Raw genomic sequence first — 13,141 nt, 5'->3', positions numbered from 1 at the left:
GTTATCGCCCGCCAAATACAGGGCCGCGTGGCCCCCACGCAACCCCGCCCTAGCCGGGCCCTCACGTCCCATGACCGATCACAGCAAGCTTTCAGACCTGAACGACCGATCGCGCGAGGTTTTCCGCCGCGTGGTCGAGTCCTATCTGGATACCGGTGAGCCTGTCGGCTCACGCACGCTGACGCGCGAGATGTCGGAACGCGTCAGCGCCGCAACCGTGCGCAATGTGATGCAGGACCTGGAGTTTCTGGGCCTGCTCGACAGCCCTCACGTCTCGGCCGGACGGATGCCGACCCAGCTTGGCCTGCGGCTGTTCGTCGACGCCATGATGGAAATGGGGCCGGTGGACCCCGAAGACCGCGCGCTGATCGAACGCAACGTTGGCCAGGATGCCGATACCGGCGTGCTGCTGGACCGGGTCAGCATGGCGCTGAGCACACTGACGCAGGGCGCCTCGCTGGTGCTGATGCCCAAACATGACAGTCCGGTCAGCCATATCGAGTTCGTCAGTCTTGCCCCTGATCGCGCCCTGGCGGTGCTGGTCTTCGCGGATGGCCGGGTGGAGAACCGCATCTTTGCCCCACCGGTCGGTCAGACGGCGTCGTCGCTGCGAGAGGCTGCGAATTTCCTCAACGCGGTCGCTGGCGGCAAGACCTTGGCCGAACTGCGGCAGCACATCGGGCGCGAGATAGCGGCCCGGCGGCGCGAGCTGGATGAATTGGCCGCACAGCTGGTCGAATCCGGCCTTGCGCTCTGGGATGAGGCCGCGCCGGCGCCGCGGCTGATCGTGCGCGGCCGCGCGAACCTGTTGGCACAACAGGAAACCGACCTCGGCCGGGTCCGCACCCTCTTCGACGATCTGGAGCGGAAAAGTGACATCGTCCAGTTTCTGGAACTGACCGAACACGGCGAAGGCGTGCGGATCTTCATCGGGTCCGAAAACACTCTTTTTTCACTTTCGGGTTCCTCTCTGGTGGTTTCCCCTTATATGAATGCCGATCGAAAAATCGTCGGCGCGGTCGGGGTTATCGGCCCCACCCGGCTGAATTACGGCCGGATCGTGCCGATCGTGGATTATACGGCGCAGTTGGTCGGACGTGTGTTGTCCGGCCGCAAGGGATGAAAGACGCAAGGATGAGCGACCAGAACCAAACGCCCGAAGACGACGCGATGGACGATCCGCTGGCCGACCCGGCTGTGGAGATCGACCGTCTGACCGCCGAGCGCGACGAAATGCGCGACCGCTTCATGCGCGCGCTGGCCGATTCAGAGAATGCCCGCAAGCGGGCCGATAAAGAACGCCGCGATGCCGAGCAGTATGGAGGGACGCGGCTCGCCCGCGACCTGCTGCCCGTCCACGACGCGCTCACCCGTGCCTTGGCCGCTGTGGGTGAGGAGCAGCGCAGCGCCCAGGCGGCGCTGGTCGAGGGGGTCGAACTGACCCTGCGCGAATTGTCCAACATCTTCGCCAAACACGGCATCGTCGCGATCGCACCGGGCAAGGGCGACCGCTTTGACCCGAACGAACATGAAGCGATGTTCGAAGCGCCCGTCCCCGGCACCCGCGCGGGAGAGATCATCGAGGTTATGGACCAGGGCTTCCGTCTGCACGATCGGCTGCTGCGCCCCGCGAAGGTCGGCGTGTCTTCGACGCCCGCGAATTAAAGGCCGCGGGCTTTGGCTCGGCCAGCCGAGGAAGGATTGAAGCTGTGCGTCGTTGCCCCGCAACGCAGCGGCCATCACGCGGTCCTTCACTCGGTCATCGATCAGGTCGACCAGGACGGGTTGGTTTATTTCAACTCCTGCGTCGTTTCGCGAAGCCTCGAATCCGGTTGGTCTTCTTTGCATCGGTCGGGGCAGATCGTTCGCAGGACGGCCGACGCGTCAGTTTCCGCGCCTTTGCTGGCTGACTGGCAGTCGCTGCCCTACCAGGCGGCCTCGTTCGAGCGGCCCGACCACGTTGTTCAGGCCATGACGCGTAGGAGCCGTCTCGCACCTGAGGTCGACGAAAGCTGGCATACGCTGTTCGTGACGCGCAGCTTCCTGAATTGGCTTGCCTCGACGCAGGTCCTGTTGGCACGGCGCAACATCCCCGATGATGATCTGATCGCGGAGATGCTGCGGCGTGCAGCCGATTGGGCCGCGTTGACCGACCTAGGCGGGCGTATGGCGAAGAGCGATCCGCACCAAAATCGCCTGGTCGTCTACGATGACTGGTTTCGGGCGCCGACCGAACGCGCGGCGCTTGCGGAATGGTGCGGCCTTGCCGAAGCATCGACCGAACTTCCCATCGTGCGCCATTACGGCGGCGGCTCCTCATTCGATCTCCAGAAGAAGCGGGATGCCCCGTCCGAAATGGATGTCCTCGGCCGGTATCTCGAATTCGTCGATGATCCCGTCTTCCGAACAACACTCGCCCGCGCGAAAGAGGATCAGACCGTCTGGCCCGTTGTGGCGCGGCACTTTCCGGAACAAGCCTCTTTTCAATGACTTCATCCGGCAGCAGCGGCCGCGCTACAACCTTCCGCTGACTTGTTCCCGGTGCAGGGGCGCGCGACCTTGGGGCAAGACCGAGGGGGGATAGCAGCATGGCCTCGACCGAGGGAGTGAAAATTCACCCCGCCGTCGATCATGGGATCGCGCGGGCCGCGGCGGATTTTTCCGGCGGCACGCTGCGTTGTCATTGCGACACCGACCCCGTCGAAATCAGGATCGGCGCGCAATCCGCCCACAATCACATCTGCGGCTGCACCAAATGCTGGAAACCCGACGGCGCGATCTTCAGTCAGGTCGCCGTTGTGCCGCGCGACGCCGTGACGATTACCGCGCACGAGGAAAAGCTCGAGGTCGTGAACCCCGATGCGCCGATCCGGCGCCATCGGTGCCGCGCCTGCGGCGTCCACATGCTGGGCCGGATCGAAAGCCGCGACCACCCGTTCTACGGGCTGGATTTCGTTCACACCGAGCTGTCCGAGAGCACCGGCTGGTCGCCGCCGGAATTCGCGGCCTTCGTCAGCTCGGCCATTGAATCCGGCGTCGATCCCGCACGCATGGGCGCAGTGCGCGACCGGCTTCGCGAACTGGGGCTGGAGCCCTATGATGCCTTGTCGCCACCGCTGATGGATGCCATCGCGACCCATATCGCCCGACGGTCCGGCGCCCTGCCGGCCTGAGGACCAAGCCACCGACGAACGAACGAACAGGAGAGATCACCATGAAGACACGCGCCGCCGTCGCCCTTGAAGCCGGCAAGCCGCTCGAGATCATGGAAGTGAACCTCGAAGGCCCGAAGGCCGGCGAGGTCATGGTCGAGATCAAGGCCACGGGCATCTGCCACACCGATGAATTCACCCGCTCGGGCGATGACCCCGAGGGTCTGTTTCCCTCGATCCTGGGCCATGAGGGCGCCGGTGTCGTGGTCGAGGTCGGCGAAGGCGTCACCTCGGTCAAGCCGGGCGATCACGTCATCCCGCTCTACACACCGGAATGCCGTCAATGCGCATCCTGCCTGTCGGGCAAGACCAACCTTTGCACCGCGATCCGCGGCACCCAGGGCAAGGGCCTGATGCCGGACGGCACCACCCGCTTCTCGATGTCCGACGGCACGCCGATCTATCATTACATGGGCTGTTCGACCTTCTCGAACTACACCGTCCTGCCCGAAATCGCGGTGGCGAAGGTCCGTGAGGACGCGCCCTTCGACAAGATCTGCTACATCGGCTGCGGCGTGACCACCGGCATCGGCGCCGTCATCAACACCGCCAAGGTCGAAATCGGCGCCAAGGCCGTGGTCTTCGGTCTGGGCGGGATCGGCCTGAACGTCATCCAGGGCCTGCGGCTGGCGGGCGCCGACATGATCATCGGCGTCGACCTGAACGACGACAAGAAAGAGATGGCCGAACGCTTCGGCATGACCCATTTCATCAACCCGAAGAACTCGGAAAACGTGGTCCAGGACATCGTCGAGATGACCAAGACCCCGTTCGACCAGATCGGCGGCGCGGATTACAGCTTCGACGCGACCGGCAACGTCAAGGTGATGCGTCAGGCGCTGGAATGCACCCATCGCGGCTGGGGCCAGTCGGTCATCATCGGCGTGGCGCCCGCGGGGGCGGAAATCAGCACCCGCCCGTTCCAGCTGGTCACCGGCCGGGTCTGGAAAGGCACCGCCTTCGGCGGCGCGCGCGGTCGGACCGACGTGCCGAAGATCGTGGACTGGTACATGGACGGCAAGATCGAGATCGACCCGATGATCACCCACACCCTGTCGCTGGATGAGATCAACAAGGGCTGGGACTTGATGCATTCGGGCGAATCGATCCGCTCGGTCGTCCTTTACTGATCCTTCACCTCTGCTTAGGTAATGATGCGGCGGGGCCCTCGGGTCCCGCCACGGCTTTGGAGTGAAGGAGCAGGCTGATGCGGCACCAGTGGCTGGACGATGACGACGACGACGAACCCGAAGAGGACGATCGCCGCCACGACAAGGAGCAGGGCGGCCTTGGCCTGCCCGAGGGCGACAAGATCGGCAAGCTCTACTTCAAATCGCGCACGGTGATCGTCGCAGGCACGATCAACGACAAGCTGGCGCAGCGGACCGTGGCCCATCTGTTGGCCTTGGCCGAAGACAGCGATCAGCCGATCAACATGCTGATCTCCTCGCCCGGCGGGCACGTCGAATCCGGCGACATGATCCACGACGTGGTCAAGTTCATCCGCCCGACCGTTCGGACCATCGGCTCTGGCTGGGTCGCCAGCGCGGGCGCGCTGATCTTCGTCGCGGCAAAGAAGGAAAATCGCTACTGCCTGCCGAACACGCGCTTCCTGATCCACCAGCCCTCGGGCGGGATCGGCGGCACCTCGTCCGACATGATGATCCAGGCCGAACAGATCCGGCAGATGCGTGAGCGTCTGAACCAGATTTTCGCCGACGCGACGGGTCAGAGCATGGAGCGGATCGAGAAGGACACCCAGCGCGACTTCTGGCTGACCACGCAAGAGGCACTGGATTACGGTCTTCTGGGCAAGGTGATCCGCTCGGTCGACGAACTGAAGTGACGGCGATGGGCGGACCGGTGACGATCCGCCCGGCCGTGACGGCCGATCACGACGCGATCTGGGCGATCCTGCAGCCGGTCTATCGCGAAGGCGCGACCTATTGCATCCCGCGCGATATCACCCGCGCTGATGCCCTCGCCGACTGGTTCGGCGGCGGGTTCACGGTCTTCGTCGCGGAATGTGACCGGCAGGTGCTGGGAACCAGCCATGTCGGCCCGAACCGCGCCGGTGGCGGTGCCCATGTGTTCAACGCCAGCTTCGCCACCGCGCCCGCCGCCCGCGGTCGCGGGATCGCCCGTTCGCTGGTGGATCACGCCTGCACCTGGGCGCGGGGTCAAGGCGCCCGCGCGATGCAGTTCAATTTCGTCGTCGCCACCAATGCCGATGCCGTCCATTTGTGGCAGAAAGCCGGGTTTGCGGTTGTCGGCCGCCTGCCCAGTGCGTTTGAACATCCCGAACATGGCTTCGTCGACGCGCTGGTCATGTATCGCGATCTCACCAAGGGGGAACAGACATGAGCCTGACATTCGAAACCGTCTCGGAAAACCGCAGCTTCGGCGGCACGCAGGGCGTCTACAAGCACCGCTCGCAGGCCACCGGCACCGACATGACCTTCGGCCTGTTCCTTCCGGCCGAGGCGGAAAGCGGCCCGGTCCCGGTTCTGTGGTATCTGTCGGGCCTGACCTGCACCCATGAAAACGCGATGACCAAGGCGGGCGCACAGGAATGGTGCGCCGAAACGGGCATGGCGATCATCTTTCCGGACACCTCGCCGCGCGGCGACGACGTTGCCGACAACGACGCCTTCGATCTGGGCAAGGGCGCGGGTTTCTATGTCGATGCGACGCAGGACCCGTGGAAGCCGCATTTCAGGATGTGGCACTACATCACCCACGAACTGCCCGAACTGGTCTTCGGCAATTTCGCCCTGGACCGCGAGGCGCAGGGGATCACCGGACACTCGATGGGTGGGCATGGTGCTCTGACGATGGCGATGACCATGCCGGAAACCTATCGCTCTGTTTCTGCCTTCGCGCCGATCGCCAATCCGACGCAGTCGGACTGGGGCCGCAAGCAGTTCGCAGCCTATCTGGGCGCGGATGAAAGCACCTGGGCCGCGCATGATTCGACGCTGCTTCTGACCGAACGCGGCTATCCGGGCGAAATCCTGATCGACCAGGGCTCGGGCGACCAGTTTCTTGACCTCCTGAAGCCCGAGGCGCTGGCACAGGCGATCGCAGCGCGCCGGCAGCCAGCGACCTTTCGCATGCAGCCGGGCTACGATCACAGCTATTTCTTTGTCCAGACCTTCATCGGCGAGCATGTTCTGTGGCACGCCGAGCGGCTGGGTCGGTAAGGCCGCGCAAAACGTCGGAATCGACCATACTTTAGGGGTATAGCCCGTTCTGGTTCATTGACGCATCATGGTCTCGCCTCAAGACTGACCCAAGGACGTGCTCTCCCGGGAGGGGGGCAAGCACTGATCCAACTGCGGAGGGAGAATTCATGAAACATCTGCTGAAAGGCGTCGCGGTCGCGGCCCTGCTTTCAAGCACGGCGGCCTATGCCAACGAGAGCGTGCTGACCGAGACTGGCAAACCCGAACAATGGGCGATCCAGACCGGCGACTACGCGAACACCCGTTATTCCGAACTGGATCAGATCAACCGCGACAACGTGGGTGATCTGCAAGTCGACTGGACCTTCTCGACCGGCGTTCTGCGCGGCCATGAAGGTGGCCCGCTGGTGATCGGCGACATCATGTATGTCCACACGCCGTTCCCCAACAACGTCTTCGCGCTCGACCTGAACGACAACGGCAAGATCCTGTGGCGTTACCAGCCGCAGCAGGATCCCGAGGTCATCGCGGTCATGTGCTGCGACACCGTGCATCGCGGTCTCGCCTATGCCGACGACACGATCTTCCTGCACCAGGCCGACACCACGCTGGTCGCGCTGGATTCGAAGACCGGTGAAGTCAAATGGTCGGTCGTCACCGGCGACCCGGCCATCGGCGAAACCAACACCGCGACCGTCATGCCGGTCAAGGACAAGGTCATCGTCGGTGTTTCGGGTGGTGAATACGGCGTGCGCGGCCGTGTGACCGCCTACAACATCGCCGACGGCTCGGAAGCGTGGAAAGCCTACTCGACCGGTCCCGACGAAGAGATGCTGGTCGACCCCGAGAACACGATGGTTCTGGGCAAGCCGATCGGCGCCGACAGCTCGCTGAACAGCTGGGAAGGCGATCAGTGGAAGATCGGCGGCGGCACCACCTGGGGCTGGTATTCCTACGACCCCGAGCTGAACCTGATCTACTACGGCACGGGTAACCCCTCGACCTGGAACCCGTCGCAGCGCCCGGGCGACAACAAGTGGTCGATGACCATCATGGCCCGCGATGCCGACACCGGCATGGCGAAATGGTTCTACCAGATGACGCCCCACGACGAATGGGACTATGACGGCGTCAACGAGATGATCCTGACCGAGCAGGAGATCGACGGACAGGAGCGCAAGCTGCTGACCCACTTCGACCGGAACGGTCTGGCCTACACGATGGACCGCGAAACCGGCGAACTGCTCGTGGCCGAAAAGTACGACCCGGTCGTGAACTGGACCACCGGCGTCGACATGGACCCGAACTCGGAAACCTACGGCCGTCCCGCCGTGGTCGCCGAATACTCGACGGAACAGAACGGCGAGGACGTGAACTCGACCGGTATCTGCCCCTCCGCTCTGGGTACCAAGGACCAGCAGCCCGCGTCCTACTCGAAGAAGGCGCAAACCTTCTTCGTGCCGACGAACCACGTCTGCATGGACTATGAACCGTTCCGCGTCGCCTACACCGCGGGCCAGGCCTATGTCGGCGCCACGCTGGCGATGTATCCTGCCCCGGACAGTCACGGCGGCATGGGCAACTTCATCGCCTGGGACAACATCAACGGCGAGATCAAGTGGTCGATCCCCGAGCAGTTCTCGGTCTGGTCGGGCGCCCTGTCCACCGCTGGTGACGTCGTGTTCTACGGAACGCTGGAAGGCAACCTCAAGGCCGTCGACGCCGAAACCGGCGACGAGCTTTACAACTTCAAGACGCCCTCGGGCATCATCGGCAACGTCACCACCTACGAACATGGCGGCAAGCAGTACATCGCCGTCCTGTCGGGCGTCGGTGGCTGGGCCGGGATCGGTCTCGCGGCTGGCCTGACCAACCCCAATGACGGTCTTGGCGCGGTGGGCGGCTATGCTGCGCTCAGCGACTACACCGCCCTGGGTGGCCAGCTGACCGTGTTCGCCCTGCCGGGTGAAGGCGATGCGCCGGAAGCGACCGACGCCGCCGCGACCGAGGCTGATGCGGCGATGGAGCCGACGGACGCTGCCGCAGACGCGCCGGCCGATGCCGCCGCCGAGCCTGCAGCCGACGCCGCCGCCATGCCCGCCGAGGGTGAGGCACCTGCCGAAGGCGAGGCGCCGGCCAGCAACTGATCGGATCTCGGTCGCAACGATCGACATCCGATTGCTCAAGGGCCGTCCCAAGACCATCTTGGGGCGGCTCTCTCACCTGAAAGACATGAAACGGGGAGGAGACCTGTCATGAGAACCGCATCGAGCATCACTGCACTGGCGCTTGGGCTGACGCTGGCCGGCGGTGCGGCCGCATTGGCCCAGAACGCCGAAGGCGACGCCGCCACCGAAACCGAAGCCCCCGCCGCTGAAGCGCCCGCACCCGCTGCCGGCGGCGCTGGCGCCGCCGCTGCCGCCTCTGGTGGGGCCGGCGCCGCGGCCGCCGCTTCCGGCGGTGACGCTGCCGCCGCTCCGGCCGCTGCGGGCGACACCGCCCCCGCCGAAGAGGAAGAGGTCGAGATCACCGAAGAGAACGGCAAGATGATCCTGCCCAACGGCATGGACCTGACCCCGGACTACGAAGAGAACGGCCGCTGGTACAATGCCGACGGCATTCCGGTGCCCAAAATCGCCGAAGACGGCATGGTTGATTACGCCACCTTCTCGGGCTACCGCCGCTATCACGCGGAATGTCATGTCTGTCACGGTCCCGACGGCGAGGGTTCGACCTACGCGCCCGCGCTGAAGAATTCGGTCCTGCGCATCGACTACTACGATTACCAGGAGATCGTGGCTTCCGGTAAGCAGAACACCGGCTCCGGGTCCGCCAACCAGGTGATGCCGGCCTTCGGCACCAACCCCAACGTCTGGTGCTATGTCGATGACATCTACGTCTACCTTCTGGCACACGGCACCGACATGATCCCGCGCGGCCGTCCGGCCAACAAGGCCGAGAAGTCGGAAGCCTTCGCCGAGCAGGAAGATTCCTGCATGTCGATGTGATCATGGCACGCCGCATCCTATCGGCGGCGCTGATCCTCGTCTGCGCGGCGGTCCCGGCCGCTGCGCAGATGGCCATGGAAATGCGCTCCACCACCGAATTCCGGGTCTGCGCCGACCCCGCCAACGCACCGATGTCGATGGAGGATGGCTCGGGCTTCGAAAACAGGATCGCCGATCTCTTCGGCGAGAAGCTGGGCCTTCCGGTGACCTATTTCTGGTTTCCCTCCGGCATGGGCTTCATCCAGCGCACCCTGCGCGCAGGTGAATGTGACGTGATCATGGGATTCGCCCAAGGCGATGAACTGGTCCAGAACACCAACCATTACTACACGTCGATCTACGGGATCGTGACTCGTCAGGACAGCGACCTCGCCTCTGTCGATCACCTGAAGGATGCGGCGCTACAGGGTCGTGAGATCGGTGTGGTCGCCGGCACGCCGCCCGCCGACCATCTGGTCCGTGCGGGTCTCGGCAAGACCATGCACGGCGCGGCCCTGATGGTGGATCGCCGCGTGCAGGACCCTGTGGGCGATCTTCTGGAACAGGTCCGTTCGGGTGAACTGGACGCCGCGGTGTTGTGGGGCCCGCTCGCCGGACCCAGGGTCAAGGACGACCCCGACCTTCAATTCACGCCGCTTCTGAAGGAAGAGGGTAATCCGCGTATGTTCTATCGCATCACGATGGGCGTCCGGAACGGCGAGGATGATCTGAAGCGCGAACTGAACAGCCAGATCCGCCGCAATCAGGACGAAATCAACACGATCCTGCGCGACGCGGGCGTGCCCCTGACGGACGATTACGGCAAGGAGATGCTGGAATGAAGGCAGGGGCGGCGCTGGTTCTTGTCGTCGCCCTGACCGTCCTTGCCCAGCCGGCGCCGGCGTCCGCGCAGTCGGAAACGGTCCTCGAACCCGACACCTACAGGGGCGAGCCTTACAACGCCCCGGTTCCCGCGACCTTGGCCGGGGCGCGCGTGGTTGACGCGGACGAGGCGCTGACCCTTCACGCCGAGGGTGTTCCCTTTATCGATGTCCATCCCCGTACCGAAAAGCCAGCAGGTCTGCCTGAAGGCACCTATTGGCGCGAACCGCCGCACGACACCATTCCCGGCGCAATCTGGCTGTGGAACACCGGCTATGACCGCCTGAACGACGCCGAACAGGCGCGACTCACCGACGGGCTGACTGAAGCCAGCGGCGGGGACATGGCGGCACCGCTGGTGATCTTCTGCCGGGCCGATTGCTGGATGAGCTGGAACGCCGCCCGCCGCGCGGTCGAGATGGGTTATACCGGCATCATCTGGTTTCCCGGCGGGACCGATGCCTGGACGCAGGCCTTGGGCGACGATCTGGTCGCGGCCATACCCGTCGACGATTGATCTGGTCCTGCGACTAAGGGACCAGTCGACCACATACCCGACCGAAATCCGTTGCATTGCACGCACGTGGCGGCAACCATGGTGTCGGGGAGAATTCAGATGCCGATCAGACCTGCCTTGCTTGCGGCACTTGTCGCGATGGGTCCGTCCTGCGCCTTCGCGCAGCAGGCGGCCGAAACCACGCCGTCCCAGACACAAGCGCCGGCCGCGTCGCAGCCCGCCGCCGATGTGGCCCTGATCCGCGCCGCGGTGCTGCGCGTGGACAATCCCGGCCTGCCGCCGATCTCGCGGCTTGAACTGCCGACCGAGGATCTGGGCTTCGCCGGCGCCCGGCTGGGGATCGAGGACAACGACACCACAGGCCGATTCATGGGCCAGGATTTCGAAGCGGTCGAGGTCACGGCGACCTCGGAAACCGCGGCCGCAGAGCTGGACAAGCTGCTCGCGGACGGCATCCAGTTCATTGTCACGCTTGCCGACGACGAAACCACGCTCGCGCTGGCCGATCAGGCAGGCGATCGTGCGATGATCCTGAACGCGGGTGCGCGCGGCGATGCGCTGCGCGGCACCGACTGCCGCTTCAACACGATCCATGTCGCGCCCAGCGACGCGATGCTGGCCGATGCTCTGGCGCAGTTTCTCGTCTGGAAGAAATGGACCGACTGGTTCCTGATCAAGGGCAGCCATCCGCAGGACGAAGCCTTCGCGCAGGCCTTCACGCGCTCCGCCAGCAAGTTCGGCGCCACGATCGTCGAGGAACGGGTCTACGAGGATACCGGCGGCGCGCGGCGCACCGATACCGGCCACGTGCAGGTTCAGCAGCAGATGCCGGTCTTCACCCAGCGTGCGCCCGACCACGACATCCTCGTCGCCGCCGACCGCGCGGATGTCTTCGCGGCCTATCTGCCCTACCAGACTTGGGATCCGCGCCCCGTCGCGGGCTCTTCCGGTCTCGTGCCCCGCAGCTGGCATCCCGCAATGGAAGCCTGGGGTGCGACGCAGTTCCAGAACCGGTTCGAGGAGCTGGCCGGCCGCCGGATGCGGGAAGAGGATTACCAGACCTGGCTCGCCATCCGCATCATCGGCGAGGCCGCAACGCGCCAGCAATCCGGCGATCCTGCGACCTTGCGCGAATTCATCCTGTCGCCCGATTTCGACGTCGCGGGCTTCAAGGGCCAGAAACTGACCGTGCGGGACTGGGACCATCAGGTCCGCCAGCCGATCTTGCTGACCACGGGCGATCTCACCGCCTCGGTCAGCCCGCAGGAGGAATTCCTGCACCAGACCAGCCGCCTCGACACGCTGGGAATCGACCGCCCCGAAACCGAATGTTCATTTTGAGGATGCCGATGAACCACCTGCCGCTTGCCGCCGCCCTGATCCTGGCCACCGCCGTTCCCGCCGCCGCCAACCGCGTCTTCGTCAGCAACGAGAAAAGCAACGACGTCACCGTCCTGGACAGCGACACGCTGGAGGTGATCGGCACCTATCCGGTCGGCAACCGGCCGCGCGGCATCGCCATCAGCCCCGACGGGTCGGAACTCTACATCTGCGTCAGCGACGACAACATCGTCCGCGTCTTCGACCCCGAAACAATGGAAGAACTGCACACGCTCCCCTCCGGCCCCGACCCGGAACTCTTCGTGCTGCACCCGTCGGGCAATCCACTCTACATCGCCAACGAGGACGACAACCTCGTCACCGTGGTCGACACCCAGACCCACGAACGGCTGGCCGAGATCCCGGTCGGCGTCGAACCCGAGGGAATGGGCGTCAGCCCGGACGGCAAGACCGTCATCAACACCTCGGAAACCACCAACATGGCGCATTTCATCGACAGCGAGACGTTTGAAATCTACGCCAACACCCTCGTCGACTCGCGCCCCCGCTTCGCCGAATACAACCACGACGGCAGCAAGCTTTACGTCAGTAGCGAGATCGGCGGCACTGTCAGCGTGATCGACCCGACCACGCAGCAGATCGTGGACAAGATCGAATTCGAGATCCCGGGCGTCCTGCCCGAGGCCATCCAGCCGGTCGGCGTCCGCGTCACCAACGACGGCAGCAAGGTCTTCGTGGCGCTTGGCCCGGCCAACCGCGTCGCGGTGATCGATGGCGAGACCGACGAGATCATCGACTACCTGCTGGTCGGCCAGCGCGTCTGGCAGATGGCCTTCACGCCTGATGAAAGCCTGCTTTTCACAACCAACGGCAATTCCAACGATGTCTCCGCCATCGACGTGGAATCGCTGGAAGTGGTGAAGTCGATCCAGGTCGGCCAGCAGCCCTGGGGCGTCGTCGTCGCCCCCGACGCGCAATAGCCACCGTTCCGGCGCGGCGGTCCGCCGCGCCGATCCC

The 13,141-nt window shown here is 64.6% G+C and carries 14 protein-coding genes; all 14 read left to right on the top strand.

The window, feature by feature from the left end:
- Nucleotides 1–70 precede the first annotated feature (70 nt).
- The gene (gene hrcA / locus MLD63_RS02565) at nt 71–1,123 is read left to right on the top strand and encodes a heat-inducible transcriptional repressor HrcA (RefSeq protein ID WP_255328265.1); all 1,053 of its coding nucleotides are present in this window, start codon (nt 71–73) and stop codon (nt 1,121–1,123) included.
- Nucleotides 1,120–1,665: a nucleotide exchange factor GrpE gene (locus tag MLD63_RS02560; RefSeq protein WP_255328264.1), complete on the top strand. Its 546-nt coding sequence runs from the start codon at nt 1,120–1,122 to the stop codon at nt 1,663–1,665. The genes hrcA and MLD63_RS02560 overlap by 4 nt, the downstream gene beginning before the upstream one ends.
- A gap of 306 nt (nt 1,666–1,971) precedes the next feature.
- Nucleotides 1,972–2,490 carry a hypothetical protein gene (locus MLD63_RS02555; protein WP_255328263.1) on the top strand — a complete coding sequence of 173 codons (519 nt, stop codon included), beginning with the start codon at nt 1,972–1,974 and terminating at the stop codon, nt 2,488–2,490.
- Between the two features lie 98 nt (nt 2,491–2,588).
- A complete protein-coding gene (gene gfa, locus MLD63_RS02550) occupies nt 2,589–3,173 on the top strand; it encodes an S-(hydroxymethyl)glutathione synthase (protein ID WP_255328262.1) in 585 nt (194 codons plus the stop codon).
- 41 nt (nt 3,174–3,214) lie between these two features.
- A complete protein-coding gene (locus tag MLD63_RS02545; protein WP_255328261.1) occupies nt 3,215–4,342 on the top strand; it encodes an S-(hydroxymethyl)glutathione dehydrogenase/class III alcohol dehydrogenase in 1,128 nt (375 codons plus the stop codon).
- 77 nt (nt 4,343–4,419) lie between these two features.
- Entirely contained in the window at nt 4,420–5,058 is a 639-nt protein-coding gene (locus tag MLD63_RS02540; RefSeq protein WP_439957610.1) for an ATP-dependent Clp protease proteolytic subunit, read from the top strand.
- 5 nt (nt 5,059–5,063) lie between these two features.
- The gene (locus tag MLD63_RS02535; RefSeq protein WP_255328260.1) at nt 5,064–5,576 is read left to right on the top strand and encodes a GNAT family N-acetyltransferase; all 513 of its coding nucleotides are present in this window, start codon (nt 5,064–5,066) and stop codon (nt 5,574–5,576) included.
- On the top strand, nt 5,573–6,415 hold the full coding sequence (gene fghA / locus MLD63_RS02530; protein WP_255328259.1) for an S-formylglutathione hydrolase: 843 nt from the start codon (nt 5,573–5,575) through the stop codon (nt 6,413–6,415). Before MLD63_RS02535 ends, fghA begins: the two co-directional genes overlap by 4 nt.
- Nucleotides 6,416–6,564: 149 nt before the next feature.
- Nucleotides 6,565–8,544 carry a methanol/ethanol family PQQ-dependent dehydrogenase gene (locus tag MLD63_RS02525; RefSeq protein WP_304363986.1) on the top strand — a complete coding sequence of 660 codons (1,980 nt, stop codon included), beginning with the start codon at nt 6,565–6,567 and terminating at the stop codon, nt 8,542–8,544.
- Between the two features lie 108 nt (nt 8,545–8,652).
- Nucleotides 8,653–9,405 carry a c-type cytochrome, methanol metabolism-related gene (locus MLD63_RS17955; protein ID WP_369696983.1) on the top strand — a complete coding sequence of 251 codons (753 nt, stop codon included), beginning with the start codon at nt 8,653–8,655 and terminating at the stop codon, nt 9,403–9,405.
- 2 nt (nt 9,406–9,407) lie between these two features.
- A complete protein-coding gene (locus MLD63_RS02515; RefSeq protein ID WP_255328258.1) occupies nt 9,408–10,226 on the top strand; it encodes a quinoprotein dehydrogenase-associated putative ABC transporter substrate-binding protein in 819 nt (272 codons plus the stop codon).
- On the top strand, nt 10,223–10,783 hold the full coding sequence (locus MLD63_RS02510) for a PQQ-dependent catabolism-associated CXXCW motif protein (RefSeq protein ID WP_255328257.1): 561 nt from the start codon (nt 10,223–10,225) through the stop codon (nt 10,781–10,783). Before MLD63_RS02515 ends, MLD63_RS02510 begins: the two co-directional genes overlap by 4 nt.
- Before the next feature lie 99 nt (nt 10,784–10,882).
- Nucleotides 10,883–12,124, top strand: coding sequence for a lanthanide ABC transporter ABC transporter substrate-binding protein PedA1 (pedA1, locus tag MLD63_RS02505; RefSeq protein WP_255328256.1), 1,242 nt, complete (start codon nt 10,883–10,885; stop codon nt 12,122–12,124).
- Between the two features lie 2 nt (nt 12,125–12,126).
- Complete coding sequence (locus MLD63_RS02500; protein ID WP_255328495.1) at nt 12,127–13,104, top strand: YVTN family beta-propeller repeat protein; 978 nt, start codon at nt 12,127–12,129, stop codon at nt 13,102–13,104.
- The last annotated feature ends 37 nt before the right edge of the window (nt 13,105–13,141 follow it).

Origin of the sequence: Paracoccus albicereus, assembly GCF_024359525.1 — a bacterium.
GTDB lineage: Bacteria > Pseudomonadota > Alphaproteobacteria > Rhodobacterales > Rhodobacteraceae > Paracoccus > Paracoccus albicereus.
The sequence above is the reverse complement of the archived record's forward strand: the minus strand, read 5'-3'. Positions and strand labels throughout refer to the sequence as shown.